The 21220-nt window shown below is 63.1% G+C and carries 19 protein-coding genes; 12 read left to right on the top strand and 7 right to left on the bottom strand.

Features of this window, described 5'->3' with window-relative positions; genetic code table 11:
- The first annotated feature begins 27 nt into the window (after positions 1–27).
- The 8 genes from M1L53_RS06245 to M1L53_RS06210 all read left to right on the top strand — a co-directional run bounded on the left by M1L53_RS06245 (position 28) and on the right by M1L53_RS06210 (position 9057).
- Positions 28–1185 carry an HpcH/HpaI aldolase/citrate lyase family protein gene (locus tag M1L53_RS06245; protein ID WP_054187879.1) on the top strand — a complete coding sequence of 386 codons (1158 nt, stop codon included), beginning with the start codon at positions 28–30 and terminating at the stop codon, positions 1183–1185.
- On the top strand, positions 1182–2471 hold the full coding sequence (locus tag M1L53_RS06240) for a phosphoribosyltransferase family protein (protein ID WP_054187880.1): 1290 nt from the start codon (positions 1182–1184) through the stop codon (positions 2469–2471). Before M1L53_RS06245 ends, M1L53_RS06240 begins: the two co-directional genes overlap by 4 nt.
- A complete protein-coding gene (locus M1L53_RS06235) occupies positions 2468–3577 on the top strand; it encodes a cysteine protease StiP family protein (RefSeq protein ID WP_003941082.1) in 1110 nt (369 codons plus the stop codon). The genes M1L53_RS06240 and M1L53_RS06235 overlap by 4 nt, the downstream gene beginning before the upstream one ends.
- A complete protein-coding gene (locus M1L53_RS06230) occupies positions 3574–4431 on the top strand; it encodes a hypothetical protein (protein WP_007727039.1) in 858 nt (285 codons plus the stop codon). Before M1L53_RS06235 ends, M1L53_RS06230 begins: the two co-directional genes overlap by 4 nt.
- A gap of 27 nt (positions 4432–4458) precedes the next feature.
- Complete coding sequence (locus M1L53_RS06225) at positions 4459–5868, top strand: TerD family protein (protein ID WP_054187881.1); 1410 nt, start codon at positions 4459–4461, stop codon at positions 5866–5868.
- A gap of 158 nt (positions 5869–6026) precedes the next feature.
- A complete protein-coding gene (locus M1L53_RS06220; protein ID WP_047269678.1) occupies positions 6027–6920 on the top strand; it encodes an SGNH/GDSL hydrolase family protein in 894 nt (297 codons plus the stop codon).
- A gap of 40 nt (positions 6921–6960) precedes the next feature.
- Positions 6961–8517 carry a TerD family protein gene (locus tag M1L53_RS06215; protein ID WP_052959813.1) on the top strand — a complete coding sequence of 519 codons (1557 nt, stop codon included), beginning with the start codon at positions 6961–6963 and terminating at the stop codon, positions 8515–8517.
- Between the two features lie 84 nt (positions 8518–8601).
- Complete coding sequence (locus M1L53_RS06210; protein ID WP_003941110.1) at positions 8602–9057, top strand: tellurite resistance TerB family protein; 456 nt, start codon at positions 8602–8604, stop codon at positions 9055–9057.
- 56 nt (positions 9058–9113) lie between these two features.
- Here M1L53_RS06210 and M1L53_RS06205 read toward each other — a convergent pair whose 3' ends face one another.
- The gene (locus M1L53_RS06205; protein ID WP_007727034.1) at positions 9114–9635 is read right to left on the bottom strand and encodes a 2-oxo-4-hydroxy-4-carboxy-5-ureidoimidazoline decarboxylase; all 522 of its coding nucleotides are present in this window, start codon (positions 9633–9635) and stop codon (positions 9114–9116) included.
- A gap of 496 nt (positions 9636–10131) precedes the next feature.
- On the opposite strand from M1L53_RS06205, the gene M1L53_RS06200 reads away from it, so the two are divergent.
- Positions 10132–10596, top strand: a complete 465-nt coding sequence (locus M1L53_RS06200; protein WP_136472130.1) for a hypothetical protein — start codon at positions 10132–10134, stop codon at positions 10594–10596.
- A 948-nt stretch (positions 10597–11544) separates the two neighbouring features.
- Here the strand turns inward: M1L53_RS06200 and M1L53_RS06195 are convergent.
- The 5 genes from M1L53_RS06195 to M1L53_RS06175 all read right to left on the bottom strand — a co-directional run bounded on the left by M1L53_RS06195 (position 11545) and on the right by M1L53_RS06175 (position 17736).
- Positions 11545–13338: an alpha/beta fold hydrolase gene (locus tag M1L53_RS06195; protein ID WP_054187882.1), complete on the bottom strand. Its 1794-nt coding sequence runs from the start codon at positions 13336–13338 to the stop codon at positions 11545–11547.
- Positions 13335–13934, bottom strand: coding sequence for a TetR/AcrR family transcriptional regulator (locus M1L53_RS06190; RefSeq protein ID WP_039972767.1), 600 nt, complete (start codon positions 13932–13934; stop codon positions 13335–13337). The genes M1L53_RS06195 and M1L53_RS06190 overlap by 4 nt, the downstream gene beginning before the upstream one ends.
- A gap of 142 nt (positions 13935–14076) precedes the next feature.
- Positions 14077–14499 carry a hypothetical protein gene (locus tag M1L53_RS06185; RefSeq protein WP_228232423.1) on the bottom strand — a complete coding sequence of 141 codons (423 nt, stop codon included), beginning with the start codon at positions 14497–14499 and terminating at the stop codon, positions 14077–14079.
- Positions 14500–14933: 434 nt separating this feature from the next.
- A complete protein-coding gene (locus M1L53_RS06180) occupies positions 14934–16913 on the bottom strand; it encodes an amino acid permease (RefSeq protein ID WP_078377438.1) in 1980 nt (659 codons plus the stop codon).
- A gap of 4 nt (positions 16914–16917) precedes the next feature.
- Positions 16918–17736 carry a polysaccharide deacetylase family protein gene (locus tag M1L53_RS06175; protein ID WP_003941121.1) on the bottom strand — a complete coding sequence of 273 codons (819 nt, stop codon included), beginning with the start codon at positions 17734–17736 and terminating at the stop codon, positions 16918–16920.
- 122 nt (positions 17737–17858) lie between these two features.
- Here M1L53_RS06175 and M1L53_RS06170 point away from each other — a divergent pair, with 122 nt between their 5' ends.
- The 3 genes from M1L53_RS06170 to M1L53_RS06160 all read left to right on the top strand — a co-directional run bounded on the left by M1L53_RS06170 (position 17859) and on the right by M1L53_RS06160 (position 20605).
- Positions 17859–19388, top strand: a complete 1530-nt coding sequence (locus tag M1L53_RS06170; RefSeq protein ID WP_228232425.1) for an LCP family protein — start codon at positions 17859–17861, stop codon at positions 19386–19388.
- Between the two features lie 133 nt (positions 19389–19521).
- The gene (locus tag M1L53_RS06165; RefSeq protein WP_124568973.1) at positions 19522–19728 is read left to right on the top strand and encodes a hypothetical protein; all 207 of its coding nucleotides are present in this window, start codon (positions 19522–19524) and stop codon (positions 19726–19728) included.
- A gap of 46 nt (positions 19729–19774) precedes the next feature.
- Complete coding sequence (locus tag M1L53_RS06160) at positions 19775–20605, top strand: crotonase/enoyl-CoA hydratase family protein (RefSeq protein ID WP_003941098.1); 831 nt, start codon at positions 19775–19777, stop codon at positions 20603–20605.
- A gap of 106 nt (positions 20606–20711) precedes the next feature.
- Here the strand turns inward: M1L53_RS06160 and M1L53_RS06155 are convergent, their stop codons facing one another.
- Positions 20712–21203 (bottom strand): inorganic diphosphatase, encoded by a 492-nt coding sequence (locus M1L53_RS06155; RefSeq protein WP_054187884.1) that lies wholly within the window; start codon positions 21201–21203, stop codon positions 20712–20714.
- Positions 21204–21220: the final 17 nt, after the last annotated feature.

Below are 21220 nucleotides of genomic sequence, written 5' to 3'. Positions count from 1 at the left end.
TTGATTGCGGTTACAGAGAGAAGAGAAATGCAGCACTTTCAACATCTCGAGGATGACGTGCGGGAGCAACTGTTCCTGCATGCGCCTCGATCGTTCGCGGATTCCGACGAGAGGGATCTGCTCGCGATTGCTCTGGGTGCAACTCTCTACGTTCCTGCCACCCGGGCCGGGTTGGCCGACATCGTGTCCAAGCGTGCGTCCGAGGGCGTCAGCTCGATGGTGCTCGATCTCGAGGATGCCGTCGCCGATCACGAGGTCGAATCGGCGCGAGCGAACGCGGTCGAAGCTCTCGACAAGATCGCGTCCACCGACGCCGTCGGCATGCTGCTGTTCGTACGGGTCCGTGAAGTCGCGGACATCCACAAGGTCGCCGCGTCGTTGACCGAGGGGCGCGCCGCGCTCACCGGGTTCGTAATCCCCAAGTTCGGCAGCGAGTCCGGCCCCGTGTTTCTCGACGCCGTCGCGGACGCATCCGAGTTGCTGGGTAAGCATCTCTACGCGATGCCGGTACTCGAATCACCCGCGCTGGTGCACCGCGATACGCGTGATCTCGAATTGCGCACCATCAGTGGGATTCTCGGGCAGCACCGCGATCGCATCCTTGCCGTCCGCATCGGCGCCACCGACATGTGCAGCACCTTCGGCATCCGTCGTGACCGCGATCTGACCATCTACGACGTGCGCGTGGTGGTCGACGTCATCGCCGACATCGTCAACTATCTCGGGCGCGCGGACGGTTCGGGTTTTGTCATCACCGGGCCCGTGTGGGAGTACTTCGCCGATCACGAACGCATGTTCCGGCCGATGCTGCGCGCCACCCCGTTCGAGGAACACGACGCCGTCCGGTTCCGTCAGCATCTCGTCAGCCGCGACCTCGACGGTCTGCTCCGTGAGATCGCGCTGGACCGAGCCAACGGAATCCAGGGCAAGACGGTCATCCACCCGTCGCACGTCGCAGCGGTCAATGCACTGTCCGCTGTCACGCACGAGGAATATCACGATGCCCTCGACATTCTCGGTGCCGACGCCGGGGGAGTTCAGGCGTCCGGCTACCGGAACAAGATGAACGAGATGAAGCCGCACCGCAATTGGGCCCATCAGACTGCGCTCCGAGCTCACGTGTTCGGTGTGACCAACAAGGGAATCACGTTCGTCGAGTTGCTGACGGCGTTGGTCGATCGATGACAGAGCTTGTCCAGTCCAAGGAGGTTCCCTGGGCTACAGCAGAATTCGGCTTGGACCTCGTTCACGGTGATTCGTCACTCGGGCATTCGGTGCCCGATCTGGTGATCCCGGGACTTCGGCGGAATCCGCGTCGCGCTCATCTGCTGGTGTCCACCGTGCTGGGAAAGCACGTGCCCACCGAGCCGTCCGTGGTCATCGGCGCTGCCGACGACCTCGGCGATCTGGTGCGGACAACCCTCGGTGAGGGTGTCGACGTCGTCGTTCTCGGGTTTGCCGAAACCGCAACAGGTTTGGGCCACTGCGTCGCAGCTCGCCTGCACGCTCACTGCTACCTGCACTCCACGCGCCGAGACGTACCAGGGGCTACGACGCTCGCCGGATTCGAGGAGGGGCACTCGCACGCCACGAGCCATCTGATGCAGCCGACGTCCGCCGAACTGTTCGAGAACGACCTGCCTCTGGTCCTCGTCGACGACGAGATCTCCACCGGCGCCACCGCGATCGATGCCATCCGGGCGCTGCACGGGCAATGCCCGCGAAGCCGCTACGTCGTGGCCTCGCTGGTGGACATGAGAACCGAGGAACACCGAGTCGCCGGCGAAGCCGCGGCGGCAGAGTTGAATGTACGAATCGACTACGTCTCTCTCGCTTCGGGTTCGACGGTCCTGCCCGACGGCCTGACCGAGCGCGTCACGGCGCTGGATGCTCCGGATCTCAATCCGATCGGTGATCGCCGCGGCACGCTGTCTCAGATGGATCTGCCGTGGCCGGCACATGTCCCCGACGGTGGCAGGCACGGCTTTCTCGACGGCGACACCGCGGCATTCGAGTCAGCCGTCGAGGCAGCGGTGTCCATTCTCAAATCGTCGATCGACGCGTCGCGTGCTGTGATCGTGATCGGTCACGAGGAGTTGATGTACCTGCCACTGCGCATCGCTGCGGGCTTGGAAAGCTCTGGGCGAGCAGTTCGTTACCAGACCACAACTCGCTCACCCGCGTACGTCGTCGACGTGCCGGGATACCCGCTGCGTCGCGGGTTCACCTTTCCGGCGCCCGAACTGGGTGAGAACGACCCTCGATACGTCTACAACGCGCAGTGGCCTGATGCGGCGGTCGACGCCCTTGCGTTGCTGGTCATCGACGAGCCCGCAGACACCGATCGGTTGACGGCGATGGACGGAGTGGTCGAGGTGTTGCGGAACTCCGGCACCGACGTCCTGGTCGCCACCGTTCGCGGGGCCGATCCGTCGGCGCTGCGAGATTCCAGAGCAGGGAGCTCGTCATGAACGAACCATTGGTCGGGCCCGAATTCGGTTCGTACGCGCCGGGCGAAGTGAAGTGGCTGCTCAAGGATCTCTCGCACGTGGATCTCGAAGCGGATGTATCCGTGCGCGAGAAGCGTATTCAGTCGGGTGAGGCGCACTATGCCGAGTCTCTCCCCATCGAGTACCAACCCGATCAGGCATACCGGGATCTTTTCGAGACGGTGCTCGCCGAGAGCGCTCCACGGTTGGCGCGCGCTGTCGGGACCGTGATGGACCTGGTCTTGGCCGAGCGGGGGAGTGACATCACGCTGGTCTCACTCGCCCGGGCCGGAACACCGATCGGGATTCTGATGCGGCGCTGGGCCCAGCAGACCCGCGGGTTGACGTTGCCGCACTATGCGGTGTCCATCGTCCGTGGCAAAGGAATCGATTCCGTCGCACTCGATTATCTTGCGCACCATCACGACTCGGAGAACGTCGTCTTCGTCGACGGCTGGACGGGCAAGGGCGCCATCGCCCGCGAACTCGACGCAGCGTTGACGGAGTACCACGAGGCAGGCGGAGCGAAGTTCGACTCCGATCTGGCTGTTCTCGCCGACCCCGGACACTGCGTGCGAACGTACGGGACCCGTGACGACTTCCTGATCGCGTCGGCGTGCCTCAATTCGACGGTGTCCGGCTTGGTCTCACGAACTGTCCTCAACGACACCCTCATCGGGCCCGGCGATTTCCACGGCGCCAAGTTCTACGCCGACCTCGCCGACGTCGACGTTTCCAACAGGTTGCTCGACGTGGTCTCGGCCGAGTTCGATTCGGTTCGCGGCGACGCAGCGGATTCTCTTGCTGCAGTGCTCGATTCCGATCGGACGCCGACCTGGGCCGGTTGGGAGTCGGTGGAGAAGGTGCAGGCCGAGTACGGGATCTCGACGGTCAACTTCGTCAAACCCGGTGTCGGAGAAACAACCAGGGTGCTGCTGCGCCGGCTTCCCTGGAAGGTTCTGGTGCGCGAACTCGAAGCCCCGGAGCACGCACACATCCGGTTGTTGGCACAGGCCCGTGGGGTCCCGGTCGAGGTCGTCCCGGATCTCGCCTACTCGTGTGTCGGCCTGATCAAGGACATCACGTGAGCCGTGTGGACACCGCTGCGTCCCAGGTCCTGATCGCCACGGATCTGGACCGCACGATGATCTATTCGCAGGCCGCGATCGGCGGCGATCCCAGTGGCTCCGACCTGGATTCGGCACCGAGCCCGCTGTGCGTCGAGTACTACAACGGCGGTCCGCTCTCGCACATGAGCGTCGAATCGATCGAACTGCTGACCGCGCTCAGCTCGCGGGTTCCGGTGATTCCGACGACGACCAGGACCATTGCGCAGTTCCAGCGGATCGATCTTCCCGGCGGACCGTGGAAGTACGCGATCACGAGCAACGGCGGAAACATCCTCGTAGACGGCGAGGCCGATCGCGACTGGCGAAACGAGATCGACCGTTCGACCCGTAAGTCCGGCGCCGAGTTGCCGCAGGTTCAGGCGGAACTGGAATCGCGGATCGACTCGAGTTGGGTCAGCTCCATTCGTGTTGCCGACGACCTGTTTCCATACCTGGTCGTCGATCTGGCCGTGATGCCGAGTGATTTCGAAACCGAATGGAATGGGTGGTGCGTGACGCGGGGCTGGAATGTCTCGCGTCAAGGCCGCAAGATCTACACGATGCCCGACGCGGTCTCGAAGTCACGAGCGCTGGCAGAGGTGCGCCGCAGACTGGTCGAGTCGGGTGATCTGGATCAGTCCGCCGTCGTGATCTCGGCTGGTGACGGCGCATTGGATGCGGACATGCTCGAATACTCCGATTTCGCGATCAGGCCCAGGCACGGTGAGCTGGAAGAACTGAATTGGCAACGGCCGACCGTTACTGTGACAGAAAGGTCCGGTATCGCAGCGAGCGCGGAGATCTTGCGGTGGTTCTCTTCCGCGCTCGGGTAATACACGCTCTCTATGAAGGGGATTTAGTTGTCTGTATCGCTTGCCAAAGGGCAGAACGGCCCACTGGACGTCTCGGATGTAGTTGTCTCGGTTCAGCTGGCTGCGGCCGCTGACCTGTCTGCACTCCTCGTGACGAGCAACGGAAAAGTTCGTTCCGACGCCGACTTCGTCTTCTTCAACCAGCCGACCGGACCCGGCGTGCAATTGGTACCCAACCCGGGTGGCATTGCCTCACTCCGAGTCTCACTCGCCGGCGTACCCGCCGATATCGAGCAGGTTCGCGCCGTCATCACGCTCGACGACGCTTCGTCGAACTTCGGGCGCACTGCTGCACCGACCGCTCGGGTCTCCGATGCGGCCGGGAACGTGTTGTACGAGTACGTGATCGACGGCCTCACCACCGAGTCCATCGTCATCGCGCTCGAGGTGTACCGACGCCAGGGTGCATGGAAGGTGCGCGCCGTCGGCCAGGGGTACGCGGGTGGATTTGCCGCGCTGGTCACCGATCATGGTGTGTCCGTCGACGATGCACCACCGCCGCCTCCCACTCCGGTCGCGGCTCCGGCGCCGATCACCCCGCCCTCGTCCGTCGCTCCTACACCGCCGGCGTACAACCAGCCGCCGCAGCAGCAGCCTTCGTACAACGCGCCGCCGGTTCCGCCGGCCCCGCCCGCGTACAACCAGCCGCCGGCCTACAACCAGGGACCGACGCCGCCGGCCTACCCGCCGGCGCAGCAGCCTGCCTACAACCAACAGCCTGCGTACAACCAGCAGCCGACGTACAACCAGGCGCCCCCGGCGCCTCCCGTGCAGAACCAGCCGCCGGCCCAGCAGCCCGAGGTGAGCCTGGTCAAGGGACGCCCCGTCAGCCTGACCAAGGGACAGAAGGTCACACTCCGCAAGGAGGGCGGCGTCGCGCTCACCATGATCCAGATGGGTCTGGGTTGGGATCCGATCAAGAAGAGCGGCCTGTTCGGAAGCCGTACCGCCGACGTCGACCTCGACGCTTCGGCACTCCTGTACGCCGACGGCAACCTCGTCGACGTCTGCTACTACGGTCAGTTGACGTCCAAGGACGGCTCGGTCCGTCACATGGGTGACAACCTGACCGGCGACGGAGACGGCGACGACGAGGTCATGCTCGTCGATCTGCAGCGGGTCCCGGCTCACGTGACCACCGTGATCTTCACCGTGACCTCGTACCGCGGACACACGTTCGAGCAGGTCTCCAACGCTTTCTGCCGTCTCGTGGACAGCACCACCAACTCCGAGCTCGCTCGATACACGCTCCAGGGCGGCATGGCTTTCACCGGAATGGTGATGGCAAAGGTGTACCGCGTGAACGGTGAATGGAAGCTGCAGGCCATCGGTGAAGGTATCCAGGCCAAGCACGCAGGAGAAGCTGCGCCGCAGCTGGGCCGTTTCCTCACTGCTTGAGTCGAGACTGCATAGTCGAGATGAATCCGGTTCGGCGGTAGGTGATTTCGATCGCCGTCCGTCGAACCGGACATCGTTTCCCCCTCTGTGCGTTAACCTCATGCGGCATGTCGAGCCGTCAGTCGAGCGGCCGTGCGCGAGAGGACTTGGCACAGTAGATGATCATTCGAGGGAAACTTCTCGGTCGGGCGGCGGCCGTCGCAGGCGTTGTGCTGGCGCTCGTGAGCACCGGAATCGCGCAGGCTTCGGTGCCGCAGTCGGAAACGCTGTCAGGTGTATCCGGCACCGGGATCAAGTACGTCGCCCTCGGTGACTCCCGCGCCTCCGGCCCAAGGCTGGAACCGATGTACCCCGACGCCTGTTCGCGTTCGTACGAGAACTTCGCGGGCAAGATCTCTCGGGCACTCGAGGTCGCGGAGTTCGCCGACGTCTCTTGCAGCGCGGCACGCGCCGAGAACATCATCGACACTCCACAGCTGATTCCGAACTACTGGCCTGTCCAACTCGATGCCGTTCACCCGGACACCGACCTGATCACCATCTCGATCGGCGGCAACGACTCCAACAGCATCTTCCTCGGCCCCCTGTGCGTCGCTCCGGGACCGGGAACTGATCGTGGATGCCGGTACGACCCGCTCGCGAATTCCGTCGCCCAGTCCGGAATCGACCGGGCTGCCGGAGAATTGGATCGCATCCTGACCGCGGTCACGCAGCGCGCGCCGAACGCTCGCATCTACCTGATCGGTGAGGGCGGCATGATCTCCTCTCGCGGATGCTGGCCGAACATTCCGTTCTCAGACGCCGACGCATCCTGGTTCATGGACTACTTCGCTCGCTACAACACGAAGTTCGACGAGGTCGCCCACGCCCACGGTGTGCGCACTGTCGACATTGCGGCGGCGAGCATCGCCGGCGGGCACGACGCATGTGCGAGTGCAGATCAGCGTTGGTTCGAAGGCCTGTTCTCGGAGTCGACGGCGCAACGCTTGCACTTCACGGACGCTGGGATGACCGCGGTGGCCGATCTAGTGGTGGCGGACGTGCAAGGCTGACCGAGAGAGCCCGGTCATGGCATAGTTCGCTGCTGTGGGTATGACTTTTGTTCCCGGACAGAACGCGCCGCTGCAGGCGCCCGTGGTGACGTTTCGAGCCGAGAGCCAGACGCCGTTCGACGTGTCGGCGCTGGTAGCGGACGCGAACCTGCGGGCATTGACGTCCGCGGACTTCGTGTTCTACAACCAACCATCCACCGCTGGAGTGCAACTCGACGAGAGTGGCATCCGGATGGAACTCGATCGACTTCACCCCGATGCGGCAGCGGTGTTGTGCATCGTCAGCGTGGATCCGGCAGCGACGGCCGCGGGCGCCTTTCGCACGGCCGGGCTCTCCGCCACCCTGAGCGATCAATCCGGTTCGGTCCTGGCCGAATTCGCGATCCCCACCGCAGGCACCGAGACAGCGGTCATCTGCTGGGAGCTGTACCGAAAGTCCGGTGCCTGGAAGATTCGGGCCGTAGGGCAGGGCTATGCGGGTGGTCTGGCGGAACTGATCTCGGTGCACGGCGTCGAGGTGGACGACGAGCCGGCACAACCAGCTCCGACAGCCGCGCCCGCGTGGGACTCCGCAGTGGAGCCGTTGGAGGTGGGCCGAGGCCTCGAGCGCGCGTGGATGATCTTCGAGGATGCCTCACGATCTGCCGCTTCCTTCGTCTCCAGCAGCGAGTACGCGCTTGCCCGTTTGGACGAAGATCTGACCGCTGCCGTCGCAGATCCGTCGTTGCGGAACTCGGCAGCGGGAGTGGCGGCGCGCGACGCCGCACAGAAGCGTCACGACGACCTCGTCTCACTCGCACGGGACAACCACGCCCGCGACAGCGCTCAGCTTGCGCACGAACTCGGTGTGATCGACGGCGTGCTCCCACGGTCGATGGCGTCGTGGAAGTCGGTGTCGTGGGCGGGTACAACCGATCCGGCCCAGATCACAGCCGTCAGCGACGGAATGCGTCTTGGCGAGCTGTCGGCTCCGGACCGCGGCACACTCACCGTTCCGTACTGCGTCCCGTTGCCATTGCGCCGGCCGATCTGGGTGGACAGTACGTCGAGCAAAGCAGCGCTCGGTCTGATCAGTGCCGTCACCGTGCGCGTCATGGCCGCCGGCCCGATGCCGCTACTCGACGTCGTCGACCTGACCGGCTCGCTCACGCCACTGACCGACCGACTGGCACCGATGCTCGCGGGGCCGGTCATCACCGCTCACACCGAGATCTCGGCGCGCTTGCGGGCACTGGCCGAGGCCGTCGACATGGGCGAACTCGCGCGAATGAGTGGCGTCGCCGACGGGCCGAGTTCCCTGCGCCTGTTGATCCTCAGCGATTTCCCGCACGGATACTCCGCCGAAGACGCACAGACCATCATGTTCCTCGCCGAACGCGGGCCGGCAATCGGTTTGTCCATACTGATTGTCGGAGAGGACGAGTCGAACTTCGCGGAAGAATCCGTCGCCGCACTGTCCGAGGGGTGCCAACATCTTTCGGCAGCAGGGCAGACGGAGGTTCACGATCCGTGGACCCGCACGCAATGGCACTTCACCCCGGACGTGCTCGACCCGATCTCCGAGTCGCGAATTCTGGCAGTGTTCGACCGCACCTAGCGGCCGATGGCGGATTGCCGAGCACACAGGCAGAGTGGTGGTACGACCACGCGCGGTGTGTGGCGGCAATACTCGAGGAGACTCATGGCATTCTGGGATCAGTTGAAGGCTAAGGCTCAGGAGATGAACGGCCAGCTCAAGACAAAGACCAGCCAGTTCCAGAACAAGGAATTCAAGAACGCGAGCATGGCAATGTGCGCGTTGATCGCCGCCGCAGACGGTTCGATCGATCCGTCGGAGCGTCAGAAGACCGCCGCGCTGATCATGAGCAACGAGTCGCTCGCGGTCTTCCCGCCGGACGAGCTTCGTGAGCAGTTCGACTGGTACTGCAGCAAGCTGTCCTCGGACTACGAGTTCGGCAAGGTCGAGGCAACCGCGACCATCGCCAAGCTCAAGTCGAAGCAGGATCAGGCCCGCGCGGTCATCCAGATCGGCATCATCATCGGCGGCGCGGACGGCAACTTCGACGAGCACGAGCGCGGCGTCGTACGCGACATGTGTTTTGCAGTCGGAATTTCTCCGGCCGAGTTCGATCTCTGATCGATTCAGAGCATGAAAGCGGGTGCGGCGCGAAAGCGCTGCACCCGCTTTTCTTTTCAGTACTCGGGATAGCCGTCCTCGGGTCCCAGCATGCGCTCGATCCTCGTCCGCGTGATCTTGGCGAGCTCGTCGACGCAGACCTTGCGCTCGACGGACCGTTCGTTGGACATGCGCTGGCCGATGTTCTCGAGCAGGTCGTCGGCGTCGTGGCCGTGCGAACACCACAGATACCGGAAGCCGAAGTTCCGCTCGTACTCCTCGCCGGCGCGATAGATGGTTGCCATGACGGCGTCGTCCGGAACCCAGATCGAGCATTGCTCGAGGTGGGACGGCACGCTGTTCTTGCGCACGCCTACGGGTGGATGGCATTGCAGGGCGCGTTCGACGTCCTCGTCCGAGAGGTTGAGAATCGCGTCCTCGGCGCGCGAGAGGATCTCCGCGTGGTCGGCGAACGGACGTCCGTCGCTGACCCACCCGGCCCACGTCAGCGAGCAGCAGCACTCGAACAATGCGTGAACTGCCTTCTGCCGCGGTAGTTCGTTGAAGCGCTCCAACCCGATCGATTGATGTAGCAGCATGTGACCTCCCGGCCCGTTGTGCCTTCAGGCGCGCTCGACATGCCGCGCGGTAACCAGATGCGCGGCCACTTCGATAATCCGCCGCTTCACCTGGGAAAGGAAGGTTTGCTCACCGAGTTTTCAGGTTCTTAACGCGGCGTAACGAGCTGACCCACACGGTCTCCACCCGACAAGGTTCGCTGACGAAGCCGACTCAACCGGGCGCCGATGACCACAGGAGATGGCGAGCAATCTGTCCCGAAAAGAGGCCAATAACGTTGCGTCTGATGCAACTTCACGGAGATCGGTTGGCGATCCCGCCGTCTCCGAAAGGCGACCAGCGGCTTGACAGGGTCGGCTCTCGTTTGAGGCTCTCGGCGTCGGCCCCTGCAATGGGCAGGGAGTGTGTCTCGTTCGCTGGCAGTCGTGGAGGCTCCGCGCGAGTTCGCGGTTGGCTCGATTTTGTATCGGGCCGTAGATGTCATATCAAGAATCTATGAGGTCGAGGGTGGATACGGTGGGCGAGCGGAGGGGGATGTGGATCGTCGCCGCATTGTCGATACTTGCTCTGGCAGCACTCATCTGCGCGGTGGTGACGTTCAGCATTGCTGTGCAGTCGATCTCCGGTGGTATGGGTCCTGCTGTCGAAGCGAGGGTGCTGGACGTGGAGGACGGTGCCACGCTGGGCCGTTGTGTGCATCCGCGCACCTATACGGTGGGATGGGCGCAGGACGAGGTGGACCACATCGAATCGTTCGTCGAGTGCTCCAGCGCGCACGAATACGCTGTGGGGCAGACGGTCAGGTTGTGGCGGGGTTCGAGTGGTCACTTGGTCGGATCGAGTCCGACGCTGATCGTGGCTTTGAGCAGTTCGCTGTCATTGGCGACGGGAGCGTTGGCGGTTTTCTCCGGGCGGAAGGCAGTTCGGGCGTGGCCGGCTCGACGGAAGGGGCGTAGTGATGTGGGGACGTTGAACATGTGAGTCCGTATGGCGGCGGCGGTGGCAGGGAAACCGGAATTTCACGTAACCGTCCTCGCGGCTACGCCATTCGAACGCAAGTAGCTCGGCGATTCTTTTTGTGGGGCGACGCAAGCGCTCGCTGCCTCGGAAGTAGCTCGTAGACGTCACGATCTTCCACGGTTTATCTGCGCCGTTTGGTGTGTGAACGGCGAACTCTCCATGAGGTGCCGTGACTCACTCAGAGGTTTTCGTCCTGGACGACGGGTATTGATTGTTCGATGTAGTCGGCGTCGGGTGTCGCGTCGACGGCTGCGGGTACGCGGTCGTTTTCCATGGCGGTGGTCCTTACTGTGCGGTGTGTCCTTCTGGCTGTGCGGATTTCAGTGTTGTTTGCGCGTTGTCGCGGCGTAGTGCTGCGGTGCTGTCCTCGAGTTCGAGGACCCGCCTGATGCCGACGAGGTTGATGCCGTCGGCGATGGGGTGTTGCTCACCAGGCTCGCGGCGGGCACCCTCGAAGCTGCAGCGCCGGCCCCGCCGATCATGTTGCCTCGCTACTCGTATCGGGTTCCGGTGATGCGGCCTCGAGCCACTCAACGCTCCCCTCCGTTGCAATTGAAGTGAAGGAACACTGCGCGATTCGAATACTGCACGGCCCGTCGACCTCCCCGGTTGTCACTGATCCGGAGCAACAACGCATTCGAGGAGGCTTCAGATGATTGCTGGGGTGGGATTCGGTGGCTTCCATTGCCGTGGGAATGGCGGATAGCGCTCTCCTAGGTGACTCCATGCGAGCTCAAGCGGAACGCAGTTTTACTGACGCCTTGGTGAACACTTCGGCAGCCATGAAGCTCTTACGTCGACTGCTCAAAGGACTGGAGTTGTGCTGAGTGTGATGGTCACCGACAGACTGGCCAGCTACAGATTGGATGCCCGTATCTCTGTCAGCTGCTGAAACCGCAGGCGTCTATGTCACGCGAGCGATCCCTCGAGCAGATCGACGAGAGCATCGGTATGGGTTAGTTGCGGATGGTGCCCGGCACCCGGCAGCGAGATCAGCTTGATGTTCGGAAGTGACTCGAGCTGCGCAACCGCGGCCGGGTCGATTGGGTCTTTGCTTCCTGTGATGATGCGGACCGGGCCACTGAATCGCCTAAGCGCTTCTTGGAGTTCAGCACGCCACCGCTTCGATCCCGCACGGGCGAGATGCTCGGCCACGCTCTTGGAACTGCTTCGCTCGAGGTCACTGAGACTGGAAACGAGAGAATCCGCGCTCGCTTCTGATCCGGTCAGTTTGCGTGAGAGCCGTGCCGGGTCTGCGTGTCGCAAGTAGGCGCGTACGAGCGGCTTCAGTCTGGCCGAGGAACCCATCGGGGCCTGGAGGAAGAACGGTGCGATCAACGTGAGGGACTTCACCTGCGCCGGGAACCGGTCAGCCGCAACTACTGCAGCAGCCGCACCGATGGAGTGGCCGACGAGGTCAGCAGGTTCACCAGCTACTACCGCCGGCAGCCACTCATCCCAGTCCTGAACGCCGGCCCCGCTACTGAGGCCGAGGCCGGGCAAGTCGACGACCCGCCCCTCGATGCCGGCAGCTACCTCTGCCCACGTGTCCGCGTTCACGGGCATGCCGGGAAGAATCACCCGACTCGATCCTGGTACGCCGAGCTCAAATGTCCTCAGGCCGCCGACGTCGACGAATCGACGGTCGGCGGACATGACGGCACCAAACCGATGCGCTGCCAGGTAGTCGGCCCACCGTTCGAGGGACACCAGCACGTCGGGCATCAGGATCCCGTGTCTGTCGGCGAACTCGACGGCGGACTCTGTCGGATAGCGGTCGGCGGACATGAAGGTGAGGGTCTCGGGATCGGCCTTGGTGATCTGCTGCGGGAGCCGCTTGATGACGCCGATCGGAATCCTGACCCGCGGGACCTTCGCACCGAGATGCCGACCGACGTGTGTGAGCAGGTCCGCTAGCGGTGGGGTGTCGTCGTGGAGAACCCAGTAGGCCATGCCCTCAGCAGCGGGATCGACCGCAGCTGCCGTCATGAAGGCCGCCAGATAGTCGACCGTGACGATCGGGAGAAACGTCGATTCGTTTCCAGGCAACGCTGCTGCGGTGCCGTTCCAAATCTGCTCGACTGTGCTGGCCAGCCCGATGTGCTGGTCGGATTCCCCGGTGGCGCTGTCGCCGATCACGCTGGACGGATTGACAATGGTCCAGGGAACTCCGTGCTTGAGGGCTCGGGCCTGGAAGATTGCGTCGGATTCCACTTTTGACGCTTCGTAGGCGCCAAGGTCCTTGTAAACCGCGGTGCGGTGATCGTCGGGCCATGGAACCGTTGTGGGGTCTTGTCCGCCGACGCGGTAGCCCGACACGTGGATCACGCGCTGCAGGTTGGGGAGGTCCTTGGCGAAGTCGATCAGCTTCTCGACGATGCCGACGTTCGCGCTGCGTGCCTCCTGGGCGGTCATTCCGAATCGGTAGGACCCGGCGCAGTTGTGGATCTCTGTGATGAAAGGGAACGCCGATGGGCCACCCGCGACGATTTCAGGAGCGTCGAAGTCGACGATCGTCGTGCTGATGCTCCGCGTCAGGCCATGCTCTCTGACCCATCGCTCGACACGGGCCCCGGACTCGGCGGTCCGAACTGCCGCCGTGACGTTCGTACCAGCCTCGGCGAGGGTCAGGACGAGGTGCCGACCGACCAGACCTGAGGCCCCGAAGACCAGGGCGTGACGGGAGACGTCGCGTGGAGTCATCGCGTTCCGCCAACGGTCTGGCAGCGCTGGTTGATGAGCTCCGCAACGATGTCAGCGGCCGAAATCAGGGGTTGCGTGTTTTGCGTAGCGCGAGAGACGATGACCGCCCCCTCGATCGTCGACACAACAACGGTCGCCAGGGATCGGGCCTCGTCGGGGACAACGCCGCTGGCCTCGAGAAACGCGGTTGTCAGGGCGATCCACGACTCAAAGGCAGCGGCGCACGCCTGCCGCAGACGCTCGTTCTCCGCGCCCATCTCCAGGGTGACGACAGAGACCGGGCAACCCCGCCGGAAGTTGCTCTCGCTGACGATGGTCGTCAGGGCCTCGATCGCGGCGCGTGCTGCCTCGGCCGCATCGACCCGGGAAATCGCGGCCTCTGCAATCAGCGTCCCGAATGCCTTCGTGGCGAGCTCAATCGCTGCGACGCCCAGGCCTTCCTTCCCGTCGGGGAAGTGGAAGTAGATCGACCCTTTCGGCGCTGCGGCGTGTTCGATCACGGCGTTCAGGCCCGTGCCGCTGTAGCCGCTGGTCTGGATGAGCTCGAGCATGGATTCTGCGAGCCGTGCCCTTGTCAGGTCTCCTTTGGATGCCATGAGCCAACAATAGACCGGTCTACATATTATTTTCAACCGAGAGAATGCGTCTACCAACCAGTCTCGTCGTGATCGACATGCGTGTGACCGCCGACGCCATCATCGGAGTGCCGGCGACCTAGGATCCGGCCAAGGCTTCGGGTCAGGTCCGCTTGCGGGTCGCGATCTCGTCGGAGAGCTGCTGAACGTGGGCGGCGTCCGCGTCCCGGGCAAGGGCGACGTAGTGGTCCATGACGGCCGGCCGGTAGCGCACGGGCAACGTCTGTCCTGGGGCGAGTCGTGTCAGCTCGGTGATCGTGAGGTCTTCGTCTGCGATACCGCGGAACAAGATGCCGTCGGAGGTCTCCACGTCGAACATCAGGACCACGCGTGGATTGCTGTTGACCTCCCGCCAGTCGACGAGAACGCCGAGCGCAAGCACCCCCGTCCGCAGTTCCGCATTGCGCTTGCGTGCATCACTGCTCATGAGCGGGTTCGGGGCGACGCCCGGAAAGTCGGGTCCGACGCCGAGTGATTCCCGACTCAGGTCAGGCCTGAGCTTCGACATCACATCGTCGAGCGTCATCTTTGAATCGTTGCGCTTCTTTTTCCAACCGAACATCCTGACCCCTCCATCACAGCGGCGCCGGAATCTCGGCCTGGAGCTTCGCTCTGATCGCGATTGTATGTCGCGGTCATTCTCGATCTCCGTCGCATCGTCCCGTCCACCTGCGGGTCGAAAGGCCTTTCAATCTGCACTCGCGCGTGCGGACAGACTTTTCGCTCACCAGTTGCACGCCAGTCCCTCTTGCCGGTGCAATTTCCGTTGTCAGAAGGCGAAATCCATGAAGGGGACCGAGATTGGCCCCCAGACACGAATGGAAGGTCGCCATGACGAACGACGCCCCTCACCATCGCGCCCGCATTGGTCGCCTGCCACCTCGGCCACCACAGCCCTGGATGCAGCGATGTTCGACAGCAATCGCGAGCGGGCTTGTGAGCGGTTAGTGGGAGTGGGCGTCAACCGACGTGGACGTGTGGCCGGCGGGACTGGTCGGGTTCGGCGCGGCGGAGGACCTCACGGGTCACGGGAGCGGTTTCGCCCTCACCGATGAACAGGAAGCGGAGCAGGTACATGATCGGGTTTCCCTCCGTCCACTCGAAGTAGACGTCGGGAATCACGCCGGTGATGTCTCTCGTCCGCAGGAGAACCGCCGCAATGGTGTTGGGGACGGCCGGGCTGTCGACCCAGAGAATCCGGTGCTCACCGCGCTGTCGGCCGTGGACGAGGAGGTCGGTGCTGAATTCGGAGGAGTCTGTGACGTTGACTTCGATGAAGATGATCGACTCCGCCTCCGGGATGTTGCTTTCGGCGCGCTGCTGCGATTCCTTCTGCCGATACTCGTCCTCGTCGAGACGGTCGACGTCGTGCGCCACCATCGCGAGGTAACCCTTCTCGGCTGCCTCGGCGATGAATTGCAGCGCGGTCTCGTCGAATTCGACGGAGGTTGCCCGTAGTTCGAAGGCTCGCGAGATCCGGGAAAGGAAGGACACCACCATGATCGCGGCGATGAAGAACGACGCCACTTTCACACCGTCTGGACGTTCGAAGATGTTCGCGATCGTCGTGTAGACGAACAAAACTGCGACAAAACTGAACCCCACGAACAGTTTTCGCTGACCGTGCTTACGAGCGGACAGTGCAACGGCGACGGTCGCCGACGAGATGAGCACGAGGACACCGGTTGCGTACGCGGAACTCTGAGCGTCGACACCGGCGTCGAAGTAGATCGTGACAGTGATGGCGATGACGCTGAACACGAGGACCAGCGGACGCACGGCGCGGGCCCACGACGGCGCCATGCCGTAGCGGGGGAGATACCTTGGAACAAGATTGAGCAACCCTGCCATTGCCGATGCACCGGCAAACCAAAGGATCAGGATCGTGCTGAGATCGTAGACGGTTCCGAAGATCTCACCCAGATAGTCGTGGGCGAGAAAGGCAAGCGCGCGACCGTTGGCAGCGCCTCCGGGTTGGAACTCGTTTTCTGGGATCAGGATGGTGGTGACCAGGCTCGACGTCAGCAGGAATCCGCTCATGATCAGCGCCGCCGTGGTGAGCAGGCGCCGCGCACCTTTGATGCGGCCACGTGGATTCTGTTCGGTGTCGTGCGGATCGCCCTTGATCTGCGGCATGACCGCGACGCCGGTTTCGAAGCCGGACAGACCGAGAGCCAACTTCGGGAAGACGATCAGCGCGATCAGGATCATCATCGCCGGGTTTCCGTGCTCGGTGGTCATGGCGCGCGTCCAGTCGGTGACCAACGACGGCGCGGTCGCGATGTGCCACAGACCTACGGAGATGACCACCACGTTCAAGGCGAGATAGACGGCGACCAATCCGACCGCGATACCGATCGCTTCGGTGAATCCGCGGAGGAAGACCGCAGCGAGGAGCGCGAGCAGAACCAGGGTGACGGCGACGGTGTGTCCGGAGAGAAAGGTTGGAGCAAAAGGGTTCTCGACGAGGTGCGCCGTGGCATCGGCAGCCGAGAGCGTCATAGTGATGAGGAAATCGGTGGCCGCGAAGCCGAGAAGCACGAGAACGAAGATCTTGCCGCGCCACTTGGGCAGCAGCTTCTCGAGCATGGCGATCGAACCCTCGCCGTGCGGACTCTCGCGAGCCACTCGCCGGTAGACCGGTAGAGCGCCGAAGAGTGTCAGCAGGATCAATACGACTGTCGCGATGGGAGCCAACGTGCCGGCCGCCAGTGCCGCGATACCGGGTTGGTAACCGAGAGTGGAGAAGTAATCGACACCCGTCAGGCACATCACCTTCCACCACGGGTGGCGCTTCTCCTTCTTCGGCGCCATCCGGTGTGGCCCCAGATGTCCGGCTGGTTCCTCGGTGATGTCCGCGAGCAGCCAGGCCTCGGTGCGTTGTTTCACAGACGGAGCCGTGTTGTCGGCCGGGACCTCGTTGTCGGCTGCGGTCACCACGGCGTCACGGCTTCAGATAAACATCGTTGAGCGTGACAGTCCGCAGGTTTCGGCTCCGGATGATGTCCACCAGTTGCGGATACACGTGGGTCACGGGCAGATAGTTGAGGTGCCCGATCACGATGGCCCCCGGATTGAAGTACTGGTTCGCCATTTGGAGGATGTACTCCTCGGTGATCAACGAAGAATCCGACAGTGATCCGTACCAGAGGGTGGGCACGGTGTAGCCGACGCTCGCGGCCACGGAATCGACTGTCGCGTTGTGCCTTCCATACGGCGGCCGAAAGTACGGCGCCGCGTCCACGCCGTAGGTGTTGCGCAGGAACGTGCCGTTCTTCGTCAGCTCGTCTGCGATCTGCTGCTTCGGCACGGACGTCAGATCCGGGTGCGAGTAGGTGTGATTGCCGAGCTGAATTTGTCCGCTCTCGACCAGCGGTCTGAGAAGTCCGGCGTTTTCGGTCCACGAGTTGTATTGCCCGTTGACGAAGTACGTCAAACGGATGCCGGTGTCTTTTGCGAACTGTGTGTAGAGGCGCACGACTTCGGAGCTGGCTCCGTCGTCAACCGTCAGGGCAAACAGATCCCCACCGCCGGGTAACGCGGTCAACGATCCGCCGGCGGGCAGCGGCACCCGGGCAGACGGCGGTGGAGGCGGCAACAAGGCAGGCGGGAGATCCGGGACAGGGACGGGGTCGGTTGGTTCGTCGGCTGCAGCGATTGCCGTCCCGACCGAACGTGACGAACAAGCGGTTCCCATGGTCACCGCGGCGGTTCCGGTCAGAGTTGCTGCTGCGAGGGCACTGAGGAAGCGTCGGCGGTCCACAGGGCGGAGCCTAGAGCAGATTTGCCCTATTCGGACTTCATTCTCAGCGTTTTTTCAGCCAATGACCAGCCGTGTCCGGTATCGACAGGTTCTACTCAGGAACGCTGGATAGCGTGTCGGCCGTGGAACCGCGACCTCGACACTCGGCAACCAGACACAGGCGTAGGCGTCAACCGCAGCGGTCGACGCTCTCGGTGGGGCGCAAGCTGGCGGCGGCGTCCCTGTCGACGACGATTCTGGTGGGCGTCGGAATCGGCTGGTACGTGCAGTCGGATCTCACGTCGGGGCTGTATCGATCGGACGCGCTCTCCGCCCTCGGTGACGACGCCGGCAGTTCGCTCGACGGGGATACCAACATCTTGTTGATCGGGCTCGACAGTCGTAAAGCGATGGACGGCAGCGACCTGCCGGCTGAGTTCGTCACCGACAAGCTGCATGCGGGGGACAGTGATGTGGGTGGATACAACACGAACACGCTTATCCTGCTCCATGTTCCGGGCGATGGCGGCAAGGCCAGTGCAGTGGCGATCCCACGCGACGACTACGTCGCGGTACCCGGCTACGGAATGGCCAAGATCAAGGAAGCGTACGGAATGGCGAAGGCTGATGCGGACGCCAAACTCATAGCGGACGGTGTGACGGATCCTGCTGCACGAGAGCAACAAGCGCGTGAAGTCGGAAGACGGTCGACACTGACCACCGTGCAGAATCTGCTCAAGGTTCCGATCGATCACTTTGCCGAAGTGAACCTGATGGGCTTCTACGACGTCGTCTCGGCTATCGGCCCCGTTCAGGTGTGCCTCAACAATCCGGTGCAGGATGACTTCTCGGGCGCCAACTTCCCGGCCGGAGTTCAGACTCTCGATCCGTCACAGGCACTTTCGTTTGTCCGTCAACGCCACGGCCTGGACAACGGGGACTTGGATCGCACCCACCGGCAGCAGGCTTTCATCAGCGCGGTGATCGCCAACTTGAAGGGCTCCGGCGTCATCGGAAACATTCCGAAGATGACGGCACTGGCCGACGTGGTGAAGAAGGACGTGGTGATCGATTCTGCCATGGATCCCGTCCGATTCGCTTCTCAGGCAAGCGCTCTCGCAGGTGGGAACATCGACTTCTACACCCTGCCCATCGAGGGATACGAGACCGTCGACGGCCAGGACGTCAACATGGTCGATCCGGCGCGTCTGCGTAGTGAAGTGTCGCGGATCTTCGCGGGAGGTGACTCGGCATCTGCACCTGCGATGGACACTGCTGTCTCGACCGGGAACGAAGTTGTGGACATCCGCAACGGAACCGCGACGGACGGGTTGGGTGCCGCGTTGGCAGCGGCGATGAAAGCGTCGGGAGTCGAAGTCGGAGAGGTGAGCACCGCAGCTGCGACGGCAAAGTCGGTGGTCAGCTATGGAGTCGGCGCCAAAGCCGTCGCAGAGGCGCTGGCCGAGCAGTTGGGCGTGGCCGCAGTGCCTAACGAGCAGGCAGCGGCCGAATCAGTGTCTGTACTGATCGGTGAGGACAATGCGCAGACCGTGTTCTCGGCCGCTCCGGCGCAGTCGGACTCGTCGGTATCCGCCGGCACCGTTCCCGATACGGGAGCGCAGGGATCACCCATCCGGGCCGACGCGAATGGCGGCATTCCCTGTGTGGACTGACTCTCAGGTAATTCGCACCAAACTCACGCTGACTTCTTCGATCTGCGGGTCTACATTGGAGAAGTCGAACTCAGTCGGGTACTTCACCTTTGGGGTACCTGACTGAGATTGCGTAGTTGAAAGGATTACCGACATGGCTACAACAGCAGCGGTACAGAATCCGACACGCTCACGTGCCAGGACCATGTCCTTGTCCGAGTACGTGGCCGAGCATCCGGCGCAGCGCGTTTTCCCACCGACCAGTGAGCGGGCGGCCAGGATGGCGATGCTCATCATGTTCGCCCTGATGGCCGTCACCCTCGTCGTACTGGTACTTGACGAGGCAGGAATCTTCGGATGAAGGCAGCGGTCTTCGGCTGAGCCCGACCTTTAGTTACTCTTGAGTAATGACTGAACAGAAGAGCTGGAATGCGTTCACCGTCGAGCGCGAAGACAACATCGCCCAGGTGACGCTGATCGGGCCGAGCAAGGGCAACGCGATGGGGCCGGATTTCTGGAGTGAACTCCCCGAAATCTTCGCCGACCTCGACGCCGACCCCGAGGTGCGTGCAATCGTCATCGCCGGTTCCGGCAAGCACTTCTCGTTCGGACTGGACCTGCCGGCGATGAGCGGTGAATTCGGTGCCGTCCTCGCGGACAAGGCTCAGGCAGGCCCGCGCACCAAGTTCCACGACATGATCAAGCGCATGCAGTCGGGCATCAATGCCGTCGCAGACTGCCGCAAGCCCGTCGTTGCAGCTGTTCAGGGCTGGTGCATCGGCGGCGGCGTCGACCTGATCACGGCGGCGGACATCCGCTACGCAAGTGCCGATGCCAAGTTCAGCATCCGAGAGGTCAAGGTCGCGATCGTCGCAGACATGGGCAGTCTCGCACGTCTGCCCGCGATCATCGGCGACGGACACCTGCGTGAGTTGGCTCTGACCGGCAAGGACATCGACGCAGCGCGCGCCGAGAAGATCGGCCTCGTCAACGACGTTTTCGACGATGCCGACGCGGTACTGGCAGCGGCGCGCGCGACCGCCAAGGAGATTGCGCTCAACCCGCCGCTCGTCGTCCACGGGATCAAGGACGTGCTCGATCACACCCGCAGCGCGAGCGTGAACGACAGCCTTCGCTACGTCGCAGCCTGGAACGCGGCGTTCCTGCCTTCGCAGGATCTGACCGAGGCCATCACCGCCGTCTTCCAGAAGCGCCCGCCAGTCTTCCAGGGTGAGTAGGAACTGCAAGGGTGAGTAGGAACTGCAAGGGCGAGTAAAAACAGCACAAAAATCCCCGCACATCTTCCGATGTGCGGGGATTTTCGTTAGGCCTGAGAACTCGAGCTCAGTGACCGCCGTTGGCAGCGAGACGCTTGATCGAAGCCTCGATCTCGGCCTCTGCGTCGGCGCGGCCGACCCAGTTGGCTGCCTCGACGTGCTTGTTCGGCTCGAGGTCCTTGTAGTGGACGAAAAAGTGCTTGATCGCATCGAGCTCGAACTGTGAGATGTCACCCAGATCCTGGATGTGATCCCAGCGGGGGTCACCGGCCGGAACGCAGAGGACCTTGTCGTCTCCGCCGGCCTCGTCGACCATCTTGAACATCGCGACTGCGCGAGCCTCGACGATGACGCCGGGGAAGACCGACTCGGGGAGCAGGACCATGGCGTCGAGCGGATCGCCGTCCTCACCCAGGGTGTTTTCGATGAAGCCGTAGTCGGCCGGGTAGCCGAAAGCTGTGTAGAGGTAGCGATCGAGTTTGACGCGACCGGTTACGTGGTCGACCTCGTACTTGTTGCGCTGACCCTTGGGGATCTCGATGGTGACGTCGAACTCCACGCCGATTCCTCGCTGTC

Source organism: Rhodococcus sp. T9N (assembly GCF_024436645.1).
In the GTDB taxonomy this organism is placed as follows: Bacteria; Actinomycetota; Actinomycetes; order Mycobacteriales; family Mycobacteriaceae; genus Rhodococcus_F; species Rhodococcus_F qingshengii.
This window is presented reverse-complemented; position numbering and strand designations above follow the sequence as displayed.

Excerpts from the sequence above, each read along its gene's own strand:
- M1L53_RS06210 (WP_003941110.1), top strand. The coding sequence starts at position 8,602 with ATGGCATTCTGGGATCAGTTGAAGGCTAAGGCTCAGGAGATGAACGGC.
- M1L53_RS06185 (WP_228232423.1), bottom strand. The coding sequence starts at position 14,499 with ATGACGCTCGACGATGTGATGTCGAAGCTCAGGCCTGACCTGAGTCGG.
- M1L53_RS06190 (WP_039972767.1), bottom strand. The coding sequence starts at position 13,934 with ATGGCATCCAAAGGAGACCTGACAAGGGCACGGCTCGCAGAATCCATG.
- M1L53_RS06215 (WP_052959813.1), top strand. The coding sequence starts at position 6,961 with ATGACTTTTGTTCCCGGACAGAACGCGCCGCTGCAGGCGCCCGTGGTG.
- M1L53_RS06160 (WP_003941098.1), top strand. The coding sequence starts at position 19,775 with ATGACTGAACAGAAGAGCTGGAATGCGTTCACCGTCGAGCGCGAAGAC.
- M1L53_RS06165 (WP_124568973.1), top strand. The coding sequence starts at position 19,522 with ATGGCTACAACAGCAGCGGTACAGAATCCGACACGCTCACGTGCCAGG.
- M1L53_RS06235 (WP_003941082.1), top strand. The coding sequence starts at position 2,468 with ATGAACGAACCATTGGTCGGGCCCGAATTCGGTTCGTACGCGCCGGGC.
- M1L53_RS06205 (WP_007727034.1), bottom strand. The coding sequence starts at position 9,635 with ATGCTGCTACATCAATCGATCGGGTTGGAGCGCTTCAACGAACTACCG.
- M1L53_RS06245 (WP_054187879.1), top strand. The coding sequence starts at position 28 with ATGCAGCACTTTCAACATCTCGAGGATGACGTGCGGGAGCAACTGTTC.
- M1L53_RS06220 (WP_047269678.1), top strand. The coding sequence starts at position 6,027 with ATGATCATTCGAGGGAAACTTCTCGGTCGGGCGGCGGCCGTCGCAGGC.
- M1L53_RS06240 (WP_054187880.1), top strand. The coding sequence starts at position 1,182 with ATGACAGAGCTTGTCCAGTCCAAGGAGGTTCCCTGGGCTACAGCAGAA.
- M1L53_RS06195 (WP_054187882.1), bottom strand. The coding sequence starts at position 13,338 with ATGACTCCACGCGACGTCTCCCGTCACGCCCTGGTCTTCGGGGCCTCA.